The organism is Rhodococcus sp. C1 (genome assembly GCF_020809065.1).
In the GTDB taxonomy this organism is placed as follows: Bacteria; Actinomycetota; Actinomycetes; order Mycobacteriales; family Mycobacteriaceae; genus Rhodococcus_F; species Rhodococcus_F qingshengii.
This window is the reverse complement of the sequence record NZ_CP078080.1, coordinates 2432286-2447371: the sequence shown is the minus strand read 5'-3', so window position 1 is coordinate 2447371 and position 15086 is coordinate 2432286. Positions and strand designations below refer to the sequence as shown.

14 protein-coding genes are annotated in these 15086 nt (G+C 63.6%); 6 read left to right on the top strand and 8 right to left on the bottom strand.

All coding sequences use genetic code 11. The features are described 5' to 3' along the window. Nucleotides 1-55 precede the first annotated feature (55 nt). From ftsE to prfB, 4 genes are all read right to left on the bottom strand, one after another. Complete coding sequence (ftsE, locus tag KTR60_RS11270; protein ID WP_020969258.1) at nucleotides 56-736, bottom strand: cell division ATP-binding protein FtsE; 681 nt, start codon at nucleotides 734-736, stop codon at nucleotides 56-58. Nucleotides 737-807: 71 nt separating this feature from the next. Then, a complete protein-coding gene (locus KTR60_RS11265) occupies nucleotides 808-1293 on the bottom strand; it encodes a hypothetical protein (protein WP_209921014.1) in 486 nt (161 codons plus the stop codon). Further along, nucleotides 1290-2174, bottom strand: coding sequence for a mechanosensitive ion channel family protein (locus tag KTR60_RS11260; protein WP_003942304.1), 885 nt, complete (start codon nucleotides 2172-2174; stop codon nucleotides 1290-1292). The genes KTR60_RS11265 and KTR60_RS11260 overlap by 4 nt, the downstream gene beginning before the upstream one ends. Before the next feature lie 22 nt (nucleotides 2175-2196). After that, nucleotides 2197-3303 (bottom strand): peptide chain release factor 2, encoded by a 1107-nt coding sequence (gene prfB, locus KTR60_RS11255; RefSeq protein WP_003942364.1) that lies wholly within the window; start codon nucleotides 3301-3303, stop codon nucleotides 2197-2199. A gap of 109 nt (nucleotides 3304-3412) precedes the next feature. Between prfB and KTR60_RS11250 the strand changes: the two genes are divergently transcribed. From KTR60_RS11250 to KTR60_RS11240, 3 genes are all read left to right on the top strand, one after another. Then, complete coding sequence (locus tag KTR60_RS11250) at nucleotides 3413-3907, top strand: beta-class carbonic anhydrase (RefSeq protein WP_007731285.1); 495 nt, start codon at nucleotides 3413-3415, stop codon at nucleotides 3905-3907. A gap of 19 nt (nucleotides 3908-3926) precedes the next feature. After that, entirely contained in the window at nucleotides 3927-4709 is a 783-nt protein-coding gene (gene hisN / locus KTR60_RS11245) for a histidinol-phosphatase (RefSeq protein WP_007731284.1), read from the top strand. A 136-nt stretch (nucleotides 4710-4845) separates the two neighbouring features. Beyond that, on the top strand, nucleotides 4846-6372 hold the full coding sequence (locus KTR60_RS11240; RefSeq protein ID WP_228402150.1) for a multicopper oxidase family protein: 1527 nt from the start codon (nucleotides 4846-4848) through the stop codon (nucleotides 6370-6372). On the opposite strand, the gene KTR60_RS11235 is transcribed toward KTR60_RS11240, so the two are convergent. After that, on the bottom strand, nucleotides 6366-7004 hold the full coding sequence (locus KTR60_RS11235) for a response regulator (RefSeq protein ID WP_228402149.1): 639 nt from the start codon (nucleotides 7002-7004) through the stop codon (nucleotides 6366-6368). The two genes, KTR60_RS11240 and KTR60_RS11235, sit on opposite strands and share 7 nt — an antisense overlap. After that, complete coding sequence (locus KTR60_RS11230; protein WP_228402148.1) at nucleotides 7001-8146, bottom strand: sensor histidine kinase; 1146 nt, start codon at nucleotides 8144-8146, stop codon at nucleotides 7001-7003. Before KTR60_RS11230 ends, KTR60_RS11235 begins: the two co-directional genes overlap by 4 nt. 103 nt (nucleotides 8147-8249) lie before the next feature. On the opposite strand from KTR60_RS11230, the gene KTR60_RS11225 reads away from it, so the two are divergent. The 3 genes from KTR60_RS11225 (at nucleotide 8250) to KTR60_RS11215 (ending at nucleotide 12722) form a co-directional block, all read left to right on the top strand. Beyond that, nucleotides 8250-9698: an acyl-CoA dehydrogenase family protein gene (locus KTR60_RS11225; protein ID WP_003942317.1), complete on the top strand. Its 1449-nt coding sequence runs from the start codon at nucleotides 8250-8252 to the stop codon at nucleotides 9696-9698. A gap of 27 nt (nucleotides 9699-9725) precedes the next feature. Continuing rightward, nucleotides 9726-10931: an acyl-CoA dehydrogenase family protein gene (locus KTR60_RS11220; protein WP_003942363.1), complete on the top strand. Its 1206-nt coding sequence runs from the start codon at nucleotides 9726-9728 to the stop codon at nucleotides 10929-10931. 156 nt (nucleotides 10932-11087) lie between these two features. Further along, nucleotides 11088-12722 carry an acyl-CoA synthetase gene (locus KTR60_RS11215; protein ID WP_003942348.1) on the top strand — a complete coding sequence of 545 codons (1635 nt, stop codon included), beginning with the start codon at nucleotides 11088-11090 and terminating at the stop codon, nucleotides 12720-12722. 6 nt (nucleotides 12723-12728) lie between these two features. On the opposite strand, the gene KTR60_RS11210 is transcribed toward KTR60_RS11215, so the two are convergent. Then, nucleotides 12729-14057, bottom strand: a complete 1329-nt coding sequence (locus KTR60_RS11210; RefSeq protein ID WP_228402147.1) for an amidohydrolase family protein — start codon at nucleotides 14055-14057, stop codon at nucleotides 12729-12731. Between the two features lie 40 nt (nucleotides 14058-14097). Beyond that, on the bottom strand, nucleotides 14098-15075 hold the full coding sequence (locus tag KTR60_RS11205; RefSeq protein WP_003942293.1) for an isopenicillin N synthase family dioxygenase: 978 nt from the start codon (nucleotides 15073-15075) through the stop codon (nucleotides 14098-14100). Nucleotides 15076-15086 lie beyond the last annotated feature (11 nt).

The following is a 15086-nucleotide window of genomic DNA, read 5'->3' as shown; positions in this document are numbered from 1 at the left end:
GCCGGTTGTTTCACGACAACCGGTGGGCGTACGGGACGTGTGGTCGTAGTCGGCGCTACCTGCCGACGCCGTACACACCCCGCGCTTCGTCTCTGGTCACCTTGCCGAGATCGAGTTCGATGACGCGTCGACGCATGGAGTCGACGATGTGGTGATCGTGGGTCGCCATCACGACGGTGGTGCCGGTGCGGTTGATCCGCTCGAGCAGCAGCATGATGTCCTGGCTCGTTTCGGGGTCCAGGTTGCCGGTGGGCTCGTCGGCGAGCAGCACGAGAGGGCGGTTCACGAATGCGCGGGCGATGGCGACGCGCTGCTGCTCACCGCCGGAAAGTTCGGTGGGCAGTCGATCGGCTTTGCCGGCCAGACCGACCATGTCGAGAACCTCGGGCACAGTGCGCGCGATGACGTTGCGGGGCTTGCCGATGACTTCCAACGCAAAGGCCACGTTCTCGGAGACCGTCTTCTGCTGAAGCAAGCGGAAGTCCTGGAACACGCAGCCCATGCTCTGGCGAAGCTTCGGCACGCGGCGGGCCGCCAACTTGTTGACGTGGAAATCCGCGACCTCGATGTCGCCGGACGTGGGCGACTCCATCTTGAGCAGTAACCGCATGAACGTCGACTTGCCGGAGCCGGAGGGGCCGATGAGGAAGACGAACTCCCCCTTCTCTACCTCCACACTGACCTTGTCGAGCGCCGGCCTGGTGGAGGCCTTGTAGGACTTCGACACATTCTTCATGCTGATCACAACTAGCCAGTCTAGCCGTTATCTAACGGTGACCTTGGCGCCACGCGCGAGCACCCTCGTCCTTATCCGGTACCGGTGGTCGCGGGTGACTGCGGCACAGACGTCGGTGCCTGCATCGCCGCGCCAGGTTGGGGAACGGTCGTCGTCACCGGAGTGGTCGGCACCGTGGTCGCGGACTGTTCGGCGTTGCCCGGCGCAGGCGCGGGACCCGAAGTCGGCGTCGGAGAACCTGAGCTGCCCGTGCTCGATTCCGGAGACTGGGTCTCGGACGTAGTCGTCGGCTCGGTCGAGGACGGCACGGGGGTCGTCGTCGACGGTTTGACCGAGGGCGCGACGTAAGGCTCGGTCTGCGACGTGTCCACGCTGGGCGGTGGTGTCACTGCGGTCGGGTCCTCAGGATTGAGATACGTATGCAACAGATACGTCAATATCCACGCCACGATGAGAATGAAGGTAGAGGTTCGCATCCGGCCGCCGAAAATCCGGGACGGGAGCCAGTCCAGGTGAAACAGTCGGTCGAGTCCGCGGCGCGGTTCCTGATCGGTCATTCGCTCGCCTCCTCGGTCCGTACGGTGTGTAGATCCGGTGACACCGTGATCCCCTGACGTCGCAGTGCTGCGGCGACGCGGACGCGAAGAGCGCGTCCGACCTGGAACTGTTTGCCAGGGAGTGTGCGCGCGACCATCCGCACGTTGACCTGATCGACCTCCAGGCTTTCGACGCCCATGACCGTGGGCTCGTCGAGCAGCAGTTTCTTGAGTCCGCGGTCGGCCATCGCGTCGACTCCGACCTGGCGAAGCACCTCGTTGACCCGGGTGAGATCGGCGGTCGCCGGAACCGGAACGTCGATGACGGCGCGTGCCCAATCCTTGGACAGGTTGGTCGCTTTCACGATCTGGCCGTTGGGAACGGTGATGACCTCGCCGTCGGAGTTCCGCATCCGCGTCACGCGCAGGGTCACGTCCTCGATGACACCTTCGGCGTCGTCGGAGGAGCCGGTGATCGCAAGCCGGACGGTGTCACCGAAGCCGTACTGGCGTTCGGTGATGATGAAGAAACCGGCAAGAATGTCCTGCACGACGCGCTGTGCACCGAAACCGAGCGCCGCACCGAGAACGGTCGCCGGCGCGACGAGACTGCCGATCGGCAGGTTCAGTTGGTCGAGAACCTTCAGCGTCGCGATCACGTAGATGAACGTGATGACCACCCAGGTGATGACCTGCGCGACCGAGTGACGATGCTTGGTGGCCTCGGAACGAACCAGCGCATCGCCCAACTGATAGTTGGAGTCGATCTGGTCGGTGACCTTGTTGCCTCCCCAACTGACCAACCGGGCGAGAATCATCGCCCCGAGCACGGTCATGAGGACGGACAAACCGGTGGTTTGAAGCCAATCGAGCAGGTTCTGCCCAGGTCGAAGTAAAGTCATCGTGCCTTTCGGTATCCGAACGCTATGCGGACTGGTTCTCGCTCATGCGCCAGCGGATGCCGGCCTCGAGGAACCCGTCGATGTCGCCGTCGAGCACTGCCGACGGGTTGTTGACCTCGTACTCGGTACGCAGGTCCTTGACCATCTGGTACGGATGCAGAACATAGGAGCGCATCTGGTTGCCCCACGAGCTGCCGCTGTCGCCCTTGAGCGCATCCATCTCGGCGCGCTCTTCCTGACGCTTGACCGCGAGCAGCTTTGCCTGCAGGACGCGCATCGCCGACACCTTGTTCTGGAGCTGCGACTTCTCGTTCTGACAGGTGACGACGATTCCCGTCGGGATGTGCGTGAGTCGAACGGCGGAGTCCGTCGTGTTGACCGACTGGCCGCCGGGACCGGACGAGCGGTAGACGTCGACGCGGATGTCGTTCTCGTTGATCTCGATGTGGTCGGTCGTCTCGACGACCGGCAGTACCTCGACCTCGGCGAACGACGTCTGACGACGACCCTGGTTGTCGAAGGGGCTGATGCGAACGAGCCGGTGAGTGCCCATCTCGACGGACAACGTGCCGTACGTGTACGGGCCTTTGATCGCGAACGTCGCGCTCTTGAGTCCGGCTTCTTCGGCGTACGACGTGTCGTAGACCTCGACGCCGTAGTCGTGCTTCTCCGCCCAGCGGATGTACATACGCATGAGCATCTCGGCCCAGTCTGCAGCGTCGATACCGCCGGCACCGGAGCGGATGTTGATGAGCGCGTCGCGCTCGTCGTACTCGCCCGAGAGCATGGTCTTGACTTCCATCGCCGCGATGTCGTCTCGCAGGCTCGCGCGCTCGGCGTCGGCGTCGGCCACCGCGTCGGGGCCTTCGTCTTCTGCCAGTTCGTAGAGGATCGGCATCTCGTCGAGTCGCTCGCGTAGTGCCACGATCCGGCGCAGCTCGGCCTGCGCGTGGGAGAGCTGGCTCGTGACCTGCTGGGCGTGTTCCTGGTCGTTCCACAGACCCGGGTCGGCTGCCTGGTGCTCGAGCTCGTCGATGCGTCGGCGCAGCTCCTCGACGTCCACAACCGATTCGCAGGTGCGAAGGGTGGTGTCGAGGGCGTTCAGGTCTGCAATTACGTCGGGATGCACGGTTCTCAAGGCTACCGGGTGCCGACCTCGGCCCTGCCGCCCGTCACGTATTGGGATCACCGGGACTGGAAGCCTTGCCAACCTCGCTCCGAGGGAACCTACTGGAACGATGACTGTCACCGACGAATACCTGCAGAACAACGCCGCCTACGCCGAGCAGTTCACCGGACCGCTCCCCCTCCCACCCAGCAAACACGTCGCCGTACTCGCCTGCATGGACGCCCGCATCGACGTCTATCGGGTGCTGGGAATCAAGGAAGGCGAATCGCACGTCATCCGCAATGCGGGTGGAGTCGTCACCGACGACGAGATCCGATCCCTGGCCATCAGCCAGCGTCTGCTGGGAACTACCGAGATCATCCTCATCCACCACACCGACTGCGGAATGCTGACGTTCACCGACGACGACTTCAAGCGATCCATCCAGGACGAGATCGGCATCAAACCAAATTGGGCTGCCGAATCGTTTCCCGACATCGACGAGGACGTCCGTCAGTCGTTGAAGCGCATCGAGAACAGTCCGTTCGTCACCGCGACGACCTCCCTACGCGGATTCGTCTTCGACGTCGCAACCGGAAAGCTGAACGAGGTCCTCCCCGATTGAGCCGGTAGGTTGTGTACCCGTGACCGATCGCGCATCCGACCTCGCACTCGCCCTCCGTATCGCCGACGAGGCTGACGCGATCACTCGCGCCCGCTTCGGCGCCCTCGACCTTCGAGTGGACGACAAGCCGGACCTCACCCCCGTCTCCGACGCCGATCTGGCTGTCGAGCGAGCAGTGCGCGCGACGCTCGGTGAGCATCGTCCTGCGGATTCCGTACTCGGCGAGGAATTCGGCGGCGACGCAGTCTTCGAGGGCAGACAGTGGGTGGTCGACCCCATCGACGGGACCAAGAACTTCGTCCGCAACGTACCGGTGTGGGCCACGCTGATCAGCTTGCTCGAGGACGGCGTCCCGGTCATCGGCGTCGTGAGCGCACCTGCACTGAATCGGCGATGGTGGGCTGCAACAGGTTTGGGTGCACATACTTCCTTCGGGGACAGTGATGCGCGGGCGATCCAGGTATCCGCCGTCGATCGCAGCGAGTCAGCGAGCCTGAGCTTCTCGAGCCTCTCGGGGTGGAAGGACCGCGGAATTCGCGATCAGTTCGTCGAACTCACCGACCACGTCTGGCGCGTGCGCGGTTACGGGGACTTCTTCTCCTACTGCCTCGTGGCCGAAGGCGCCGTCGACATTGCTGCCGAACCCGAGGTTTCCCTGTGGGATCTGGCAGCGCTCGACGTATTGGTCCGTGAGGCCGGCGGCGCGTTCACCGATCTGGACGGCGGCGCAGGTCCGCACGGCGGCAGCGCGGTCGCCACCAACGGACTGCTGCACGAAGACGTTCTGGCCCGCCTGCGGTAACACCCGAGTACCAGAACATCCCACCCGCCGCAAGGGTCCGAGGGAGGAGTTCCGACAGGCCCGTCGGCAGGATTCGGCACGACATCTCGGCCCGTTGACTGGAAGTAGTTGATCACGCACTACTTCCAGGAGAACGATGAACCGGATTTCCAGGCGCACGATTCTGTTCGGTCTGGCCGCAGCGCCCCTCGGGCTCGCGGTGGGCTGCGGCGCCGACCCGGCAGCGAAGAGCGCCACGTTGGCGGTGGCCGGAACTTCGCGTCCGCTACCGATTCCGCCGCTTGCCGAATCCACCGTCGACGACGCCGGTGTTCGCCACTTCACACTTCGTGCCGGTGCCGGGACCACCGAGATCGTCGCGGGAAAACTCACCGACACTTGGGGTTTCAACGGATCCATTCTGGGGCCGACCGTCCGCGCCGAATGCGGAGAATCTGTCGCATTCACGATCGACAACACACTGGCAGAGCCCACGACCGTCCATTGGCACGGCATGCATCTGCCCGCCCGATACGACGGCGGCCCGCACCAGACCATCGAAGCCGGCGGACGCTGGGAACCGGCGTGGACGATCGGCCAGTCGGCGTCGACGCTCTGGTATCACCCACACCCGCACGGATCCACCGAACGGCACGTGCAGCGCGGTCTCGCCGGACTGTTCCTGATCGACGACGCAGACACGCGGGCGTTGGACATCCCCAAAACCTATGGTGTCGACGATGTTCCGCTGATCATCCAGGATCGTCGATTCCTCGCCGACGGCAGCTTCGACGAATCGGATCCGACCGACATAGGCCTGCTCGGCGACACGATCGTCACCAACGGCATCTCCGACGCCTACCTCGACGTCACCACCGGGGTCGTCCGGTTACGCATTCTGAACGGCTCTTCCGGCCGTCTCTACAACCTGGGGTTCCCCGACGACCGCACGTTCGATCTGATTGCCACCGACGGCGGACTGCTCGAATCACCTATTGCGATCAAGCGGATTCAGCTCAGCCCCGGCGAACGAGCCGAGATCGTGGTTCGCGTCGACCCCGGTGCGACGACCACACTGGTGTCGTTCCCGATCGAGGACGGCGGTGGCGTGAGTTCCTCCGACGCCGAGAACTTCGGCATGAACGACCGCTTCGACATCCTCGAACTGCGGGGCGTTGCCAGCCGCGCGTCACGGTCGACTCTCCCGGCGCAGTTGGCCGTACTGCCGCGTCTGGATCCGTCGAAGGCAAGCGTTTCCCGAACCTTCGATCTGCAGTGGTACATGATCAACGGGCAACGAATGGACATGAACCGCATCGACTTCGAGGCCGAAGTCGGCGCGACCGAGGTGTGGACGATCACCAACAAGGACAACTGGCCACACAATTTCCATCTCCACGACGTACAGTTCCAGATCCTCGACGTCGACGGTCGCACTCCCCCGCCGCACTTGCGCGGACTCAAGGACACCGTCTACACACCGCCGGGCAGCAGGGTTCGCGTCGCACTGCAGTGGTCCGAGTACACCGATCCCACTTTCCCGTACATGTTCCACTGCCACCTGCTGATGCACGAGGACCAAGGGATGATGGGCCAATTCCTCGTGCTCGAACCGGGACAGAAGGCGGCTCCGATGCAGATGGACATGCCGATGCCTTCGTCTGGTTCGCACTCCGGTCACTGAAGGTTCTGCAAGTGGTACACGGCGAGGCGAACCCGATTGTCGCAACCGGTCTTCGACATCAGGTTCGCCACGTGCGTCTTCACCGTGGTCACACCGAGATGCAGCGTGTCCGCGATCTCCTGATTGCTCTTCCCTTCTGCCACCAGCGCGAGGACCTGCGATTCGCGATCGGTCAACGGAACCTTCTCCGTCGCAGCAGTGTCTGCGATACCACCGATCACCGCTCGATCCACAACGCGGCGGAGAAGTTCCGGAGTGAACACCATCTCGCCCTCGGCGATCCGCCGAATGGCACCGAGCAACTCGGCGGGTTCGGTGTCCTTGACGAAGAATCCCGAAGCCCCCGCGGCGAGTGCGGGATACAGATGATCGTCGTCGTCGAAGGTGGTCAGCACGAGGATGCGCGCTCGACGACCGGCCTTGACGATCTGCTGCGTGGCGCCGATCCCGTCCAGCCCGGGCATTCTCAAGTCCATCAGAATCACGTCGGGATCCAATTCTGCAGCGAGCGCTACCGCCTCGACGCCGTTCGACGCCTCACCGGCCACGGTCATGTCCTCGGCTGCCGCGCACAGCATCCGCAAACCGGCGCGCACAAGTCGCTGGTCGTCGACGATCAGCACGCTGATCACGAGACATCGCCCGAGACAACGAGTGGAATACTCACGTGCACTTCCCATTTCCCGTCACTGTTGGTGCCCGCGGTCATCTCGCCGCCGACCAACTCCGCACGCTCCTGCATTCCCACCAGGCCATGACCTGCACTCCGAGGCGATCCCTCGACGTCGTTGACAACCCTGACATGCACCCGGTTGTCTTCGCGACCGACCGAGACCGATACCAGCCCCTTCTTGTCGCCATGCTTCATGACGTTGGTCAGTGATTCCTGAATCACCCGCAACAACGTCAGCCTCCCGATCGCGTCGAGATCGGCTGCGCCTGTCTCGACATTCTCCTGGGCATCGAAGACCGCCTGCACCTCGAAACCCGCCGCACGCACACGATCTATCGCCGCCTCGATTTCCGCCTCGACGGCATCCGGCTCGACCAGAGCGACCTCACCGAGCGAAGGATCACGAAGTGCGACCAGGAGGCGACGGATATCGGCCAGCGCATCGGACGCAGTCCCACGCACATCCGCGAGGACCTCACGCACGGCCTCGTCCTGGGGCGCCAAGACATGTTGAGCCACGCCGATTCTCAGGACGATCGATGCCATGTGGTGCGCAACCAGGTCGTGCAGTTCGCGGGCGAGCGCACTGCGCTCCGCAGCGCGGGTCTGCGCAAGATTGTTCGCGGCCAATTCACGCTGCGAGCGTAGATACAGCCCGAGCAGCAGTGGCAACCCCACGTACGCAAGCACTTTCACAGCCGTCGTGACAGACCAGAACGCTTCGTGAGATTCGAACCAGATACCCGCGAGCACCGAACCGCACCATCCTGCTGCCGATACGGCAACCATTTCTCTACGCTCGGCCCGCATCGTGACGTCGACGACGGCGACCGCCCCGAGATACGGAACAAGCTCGGACAGCCCCCAGGCGTCGGCGACGAACATCGGAACGGCGAGCGCCGAGATGACCAGGGACGCGAAGACCGGCCATCGACGGCCGACGGCGAAGGCGAGCGCCGACAGCATCGACAGAATCCAGTAGGTGAGGGGAACTCGATACTCCCCCGGATACGTGCTGGCGATCAACAGGCACGGGACCACCACCAACGGCGTGTAGCGCACGTACCGCTGTATCCGATCTGGCACCTCTGTCCGGTTCACCCCTCGAGCCTATGACGCGCATCATTTCGCGGTTTCTCGACAACAGACCTTACTGATGAGTAAGATAAGGATCGTCCAACGCCCCAACACCGAGAAACAGCTGGTGATCATGACCAAGCAAGACAGTGTTGCCCCCGACAAGAGCGCTCAGCGCAGCGAATCGGGCGCGCAGCGCGGCGGCGCCAAGGGTGCGCCCCGCGACACGTCCGCCGTCGGCCTGAACCCGATCAAACGCGACGCCATGGGCGCAGCCATGCGTGTGCTTACCAAGATCACCGGTTCGGAACTGGCCGAGAAGTTCAATCTGCGTCAGACCATCGATCGCGTGACCTACGAGGGCACCAAGACGGGCTTCAAAACCCTGGGTGCCGCCACTCGAGGATTCCAGAAGGTCTCGGGCAACGGCGCACCCAAGCGCCTGCCCGACAACCCGAGCAAGAACGCCGACTACTTCGATCTGACCCCCGACGACGACCAGAAGATGATCGTCGAGACCGTGCGCGAGTTCGCGGCCGAGATCCTGCGTCCCGCAGCGCACGACGCCGACGGCGCAGCGCAGGCACCAGCCGATCTCTCCAAGCGCGCAGCCGAGCTCGGCATCACGCTGATCAACGTTCCCGAAGAACTCGACGGAGCAGCTGCCGATCGCGGCGCGGTCACCAATTCTCTTGTTGCCGAGGCACTTGCGCACGGAGACATGGGGCTTGCACTTCCGATCCTCGCACCCAGCGGCGTTGCGGTCGCACTGACGCAGTGGGGCACCGACGCGCAGCAGAAGACCTACCTTCCGGCCTTCACCGGCGAGCAGGTCCCCGGCGCAGCAGTGGTGGTCAACGAACCACGCGCACTGTTCGATCCGTTTGCCCTGCAGACCAAGGCAGTTCGCTCCCCCAGCGGCTACAAGCTCAACGGCGTCAAGAGCTTGGTGCCCGCCGCGGCTACGTCCGAACTCTTCGTCATCGCCGCAGAACTCGACGGCAAGCCCTCCTTCTTCATCGTCGAATCCGACACCAAGGGACTCGTCGTCGAAGCAGATCCCAGCATGGGTCTGCGCGCCGCAGGCCTGGGTCGCCTGATCCTCACCGATGTCGCTGTGTCGGAGTCCGCACTGCTCGGCGACGGTGACGCCGAGCAGCGTAAGGCCGAATACGCCGACGCGATTCGCCTGGCTCGACTCGGTTGGGCGTCCATGGCCGTCGGCACCAGCCAGGCAGTTCTCGACTACGTGATTCCGTACGTCAACGAGCGCGAAGCGTTCGGCGAGCCGATCAGCCACCGCCAGGCGGTTGCCTTCATGGTCGCCAACATCGGCATCGAACTCGACGGACTGCGCCTGGTCACGCTTCGGGGCGCTTCACGCGCCGAGCAGGGCTTGTCCTTCGCTCGCGAATCCGCTCTGGCCCGGAAGCTGGCTTCCGAGAAGGGCATGCAGATCGGCCTCGACGGTGTGCAACTCCTCGGTGGACACGGGTTCACCAAGGAACACCCGGTCGAGCGCTGGTACCGCGACCTCCGTGCCATCGGCGTTGCCGAGGGCATCGTCCTCATCTGACGCCGCTGAACTTCCAGGAGAACCACGATGATCAACCTCGAACTTCCCAAGAAGCTCAAAGCATCAGCGAACCAGGCACATCAGGTCGCGGCGCAGATCTTCCGACCCATTTCACGTAAGTACGATCTCGCTGAGCACGAGTATCCCGTCGAGCTCGACACCATGGCCGCCATGGTCGAAGGCCTCTCCGATTCCGGTGGAGACATCGGCGGTGCCAGCGGCGGACGGTCCGACGCGAGCGCCAAGGGCGGCAACGCCAACGGCGGCAACATGTCTGCGCTCCTCAACTCGCTCGAAACGTCTTGGGGCGACGTCGGACTCATGCTCTCGATCCCCTACCAGGGGCTCGGCAACGCCGCGATCGCCGCAGTGTCAACCGACGAACAGCTCGAACGTTTCGGTAAGGTGTGGGCCTCGATGGCCATCACCGAACCGAGTTTCGGTTCCGACTCCGCCGCAGTGACCACCACCGCCGTTCTCGACGGCGACGAGTGGGTTCTCAACGGCGAGAAGATCTTCGTCACCGCCGGTGAGCGTTCGACGCACATCGTCGTGTGGGCGTCGGTCGACAAGTCGAAGGGCCGAGCGGCCATCAAGTCGTTCGTCGTTCCGCGTGACGCACCGGGCCTGAGCGTTGCCCGCCTCGAGCACAAGCTGGGCATCAAGGCCTCCGACACCGCAGTACTCCTGCTCCAGGATTGCCGCATTCCCGCGGACAACATCCTCGGCAGCCCGGAGGTCAACGTGGAGCAGGGCTTTGCCGGCGTCATGCAGACGTTCGACAACACCCGGCCCCTCGTTGCAGCCATGGCAGTCGGCGTCGGACGCGCAGCTCTCGAAGAACTGCGCGGCATCCTGACCGAAGCCGGTGTCGAGATCTCCTACGACACACCGGTCTACAACCAGCATGCAGCTGCAGCCGAGTTCATCCGTTTGGAAGCCGACTGGGAGGCCGCGTACCTGCTGTCTCTGCGCGCGGCGTGGATGGCCGACAACAAGAAGCCGAACTCGCTCGAAGCGTCCATGTCCAAGGCGAAGGCCGGCCGCACCGGCACCGACGTGACGCTCAAGGCAGTCGAGTTGGCCGGCACTTACGGCTACTCGCAGCGCCCGTTGCTCGAGAAGTGGGGCCGCGACTCGAAGATTCTCGACATCTTCGAGGGCACCCAGCAGATCCAGCAGCTGATCGTCGCACGCCGCCTGCTCGGAAAGTCGTCCGCCGAACTGAAGTGACGGTCGCACGGACCAGATCCCGAAACACTCCGCCCCGCCACCTTTCGAGGTGGCGGGGCGGAGTGCTCGGTCGCCATCGTGAAACTTCACCACCGAAACCTGATTGCGCATTAGTGTGTAATCAGTCCTACAACGACGCTCGGAAGAGGTTCACGTATGCCCGGATTGGTCACCAAGGTCACTGACACCATCGGCGCGGCGGGGGTCATGTTCCGAGCCGGACTCGTCCCGTTCCCTCGCCTCGATCGCGGACTCAAATCCATTGCAGCCGTGGACAAGTACGGACCCTTCGCCGGGCCGGTCCATGCACACGCCGAGAACGGCTACGACGCGGTGGCGATCATCGACGAGCGCGGCCCCATCACCTATGCCGAGCTCGAGCGTCAGAGCAACGCGTTGGTCCGGGCGTGGCAGGCCGACGGCATCACCTCCGACTCCGTCATGGGTGCGATGTGCCGTAACCATCGAGGCTTGGTCCTGACCATGCTGGCGGCAGCGAAGAATGGAACGAAGCTCGTTCTCATGAACACGGGCTTCGCTCGGCCCCAACTCGTGGACGTCGCCGCGCGGGAGAAGGTGGTCGCCTTCGTCTACGACGACGAGTTCGCGGACATCGCCGATGCCTTGCCGGACGACGTCGTCGTCTATCGTTCCTGGCCAGAGGGCACGGCCGCTGACGGTTCCACGGCAGCCACTCTCGACGAGGCCATCGCCGGACGCACCACGTCGTCGGTGCCGGCACCCGAGAAGAACGGTGGCTTCGTCCTCCTCACCAGCGGCACCACAGGAACTCCCAAGGGTGCGCCGCGTGGCCACACCTCCCCTCTCGCGTCGGCGCAGTTCCTCGACCGCGTGCCGTTGCGCCGCGGACAGACCATGATGATGGCGGCCCCCGCCTTCCACGGAACCGGTGTCTCGCAGTTCGCTCTCGCGTTGGCGCTCGGCCAGACCGTCGTCATGCATCGAAAGTTCGATCCGGAGAACACGATCAAGCTTGTCGCCCAGTACAAGTGCGACAGCCTGGTCGTGGTCCCGACGATGCTCACTCGCATCATCGACCTCGGTCCCGACGTGCTGTCCAAGTACGACACGTCGAACCTGAAGATCATCTTCTCGGCAGGTTCGTCACTCTCACCCGACCTGTGCAAGCGAGTCACGGCCTCGTTCGGGTACGTCCTCTACAACCTGTACGGATCCACCGAGGTCGCAGTGGCCACGGTCGCGACTCCCGAGGATCTGACCATTGCGCCGGGAACCGCGGGCCGCGCTCCGGTGACCTGTCACGTCGAACTGTTCGACGAGAACAACAAGAAGATCACCACCCCACACACGATCGGCAGGATATTCGTCGCCAGCGGGCTGAGCTTCGAGGGATACACCGACGGGCGCGACAAGGAACGTATCGACGGACTTCTCTCGACCGGCGACGTCGGACACTTCGACGCCAACGGCCTCCTCTTCGTCGACGGCCGCGACGACGACATGATCGTCTCCGGTGGCGAGAACGTCTACCCGCTCGAAGTCGAGAACCTGCTCGCCGATCGAGAGGACGTCTTGGAAGCGGCAGTCATCGGAGTCGAGGACGCCGACTTCGGGCACCGCCTGCGAGCTTTTGTCGTCGTCGCCCACGGCGCCGACCAGAACTCCGACGAGCTGAAGGATCACGTCCGGTCGAATCTCGCGCGCTACAAGGTTCCCCGCGAGATCGTCTTCATCGACGAACTTCCCCGCAACGCCACCGGAAAGCTGTTGCGCCGCGTCCTGATCGAGATGGAGATCAGCGAAGACTGAGCACAGTCACAAAGCGCTGAGCGTGCGGATCAATTCCGCCTCGTCGACGCGAGTCGAGTGCCCGTCGCGGAGCACGACCTCGCCCGCAACCAACACCGTGTCCACTATCTGACGACTGCCCGTCGTGAGAATGGACGCACCCGGATCTCGCACCGGGAGGCAACCGAAGTCGCGTTCGAACCGAATCATGGTGAGGTCGGCGGGATCGCCCACGGAGATCCCGCCGGACCTGGCCGGCAGACCGAGTGCTGCGTTTGCACCGCCGGATGCGATGTCGATCATGGCTTCGAAGCCGAGCAGGTCGGCACGGCCGCGCGCGGCTCGCTGCACATAGGCGCCGGTGCGCAGCGTCTCGAGCATGTCCTGAGTATCGTTGCTGGCTGCGCCGTCCACACCCAACCCCACCGCGATCCCCGCGTCGAGGAAACTCGGGACGGGCGCGATTCCGCTACCGAGCCGCATGTTGCTGACGGGGTTGTACGACACTCCGACGCCGCGCTCCGCCAGCACCTTCTGACCACGGTCGTCGAGTTCGACGCAGTGGACCGCCAGCACCCGGTCCCACAAGAACCCATGGGAATCCAGGTAGTCGACCGCGTTCATGCCCGCGTGTTCGGTACACATCGTGTTGTCGGTCTGCGTCTCGAGCAGGTGAATCGAGACCGTCAGGTCGCGAGCCTGCGCGAACTCACGCACTTCCGACATCCCCTCCGGCGTCAGCGAACGCGGGTTCGGTACCGCGACTGCCACGTCAATGCGGGAACCGGCGACGTCCCGCATCATCTGATCCGTATGTGCGAGAACGTCTCCGAGTGGTTGCAAGAGCCGCGGATCGAAGCCCCACTTCCTCGTCTTGTCCGCCCGGTCTGCGGTTCCGCGTCCCAGTACGGCACGAATCCCGGTGTCGTGCAACGCCCGGATCACAGCGTCGTGAACCTCGCTGGACGGATGCGGCCACATGTGTTCGACCAGGGTGGTCGTACCGCTGCGCAATGCCTCCAGCGAGGCTGCGACAGTGGCCGTGTATGCGCGCTCCGGCGTGATCTGAACCGACTCTTCTGCGACCGCGAGCAGCCATTCGAGAAGCGGTGTCCCTTCGGCGATCCCACGCATCAGTGACTGCTGAAGGTGCGTATGGGTGTTGACGAAGCCAGGGATCAGATACGCCCCCGATCCGTCCACACTTCCAGGTGTGGCGGTGCCGGTCGACTTCTCGATCGATTCGACCACCCCATTCGAGACGACGACGTCGTGGCCGGTCAGCCATTGCCCGCCGCTGTACAACGTCACGTCCCGGATGATCGCGTCGGTCATGTTCTTGGGCGCGGTAGTCATCGCCAGTTCTCCTGAAAGTGTGTGACGGAACGGATACGGATCAACGCGCGAAGTTCGCGCGTACTCGCTGGTCGATGTAGTCCTCGGCAGTGATCGGCGGGTACTTGCCCGCCGGCCCCTCGATGGTCACGTCGCGGTTCGCCTGAGCGAAGAACGCGAGGCTGTAGCGGGCTCCCCGATAGTCGGTGACTCCGGGACTCTTGACTCGATGAAAATTCGACGGCAGGACGTCATCACTCCATCTCATCAGCATGTCGCCGATGTTGCAGGTGATTGCTTCCTCAGCCGGCACCACCGACGTCCATTCCTGGGTGTCCATCTCCTTGCCCGGGCACAGTTGCAAGCCGCCCTGACCGTCACGCTGGAAAAGCAATGTCAGGCAATCGAAATCGGTGTGTGCTCCGGCACGCCACATCCCTTCGACATCTGCGTCGGCGGCAAGGGGGAAGTAGTGGAGTAGTCGCAGCGTGCTCTGGTAGGTGTCCACCGACGGGTCATGTGCTCTGGTGAAGAAGTCTCGTTCGAATCCCAGCTTCTCGGCGAAGCACGACAACAGGTCCATCGCAATGCCCCAGCACTTGGCTTCGAAGTCCAGGATCGTTTCGCGGAATCCGCCCAATTCGTCTGCAGTGGGCCACAGATCACCCATATGCGGGCGGGTCACCTGATAGGACTCTTTCTGATCAGGTGTTCCGATGGACGGACGCACCTGCGTCATGCTCTCCCAGCCGGAGTTGAAACCCTTCTTGAGCGGATACTGCGCTTTGACCTCGGTGGGCAGTGCAAAGAATCGCTCGGCCGCCGCGAAAGCCTCGCGGACCTGGTCCAGATCGATCCCGTGATTGACGATTTGGAAGAATCCGATGTCGGTCGCTGCCGACCACAACTCCTCGGCGATCTCGCTGCGCCGGTTCTCGAAATCCGAGAGATCGATTCTTCGGACCTCGCGGTCGGTGGTCTCCGTGCCCAGGCCACCCATGCGGGTCTCGCGGTTGAGTTCTGTCATGTCGTACGTCATTTGCTGTCAGC

What these genes read in the sequence shown, in the direction of transcription:
- ftsE (WP_020969258.1), bottom strand. Translation starts at nt 736, where the DNA reads ATGAAGAATGTGTCGAAGTCCTACAAGGCCTCCACCAGGCCGGCGCTC.
- KTR60_RS11265 (WP_209921014.1), bottom strand. Translation starts at nt 1,293, where the DNA reads ATGACCGATCAGGAACCGCGCCGCGGACTCGACCGACTGTTTCACCTG.
- KTR60_RS11260 (WP_003942304.1), bottom strand. Translation starts at nt 2,174, where the DNA reads ATGACTTTACTTCGACCTGGGCAGAACCTGCTCGATTGGCTTCAAACC.
- KTR60_RS11250 (WP_007731285.1), top strand. Translation starts at nt 3,413, where the DNA reads ATGACTGTCACCGACGAATACCTGCAGAACAACGCCGCCTACGCCGAG.
- KTR60_RS11240 (WP_228402150.1), top strand. Translation starts at nt 4,846, where the DNA reads ATGAACCGGATTTCCAGGCGCACGATTCTGTTCGGTCTGGCCGCAGCG.
- KTR60_RS11220 (WP_003942363.1), top strand. Translation starts at nt 9,726, where the DNA reads ATGATCAACCTCGAACTTCCCAAGAAGCTCAAAGCATCAGCGAACCAG.
- KTR60_RS11215 (WP_003942348.1), top strand. Translation starts at nt 11,088, where the DNA reads ATGCCCGGATTGGTCACCAAGGTCACTGACACCATCGGCGCGGCGGGG.
- KTR60_RS11210 (WP_228402147.1), bottom strand. Translation starts at nt 14,057, where the DNA reads ATGACTACCGCGCCCAAGAACATGACCGACGCGATCATCCGGGACGTG.
- KTR60_RS11205 (WP_003942293.1), bottom strand. Translation starts at nt 15,075, where the DNA reads ATGACGTACGACATGACAGAACTCAACCGCGAGACCCGCATGGGTGGC.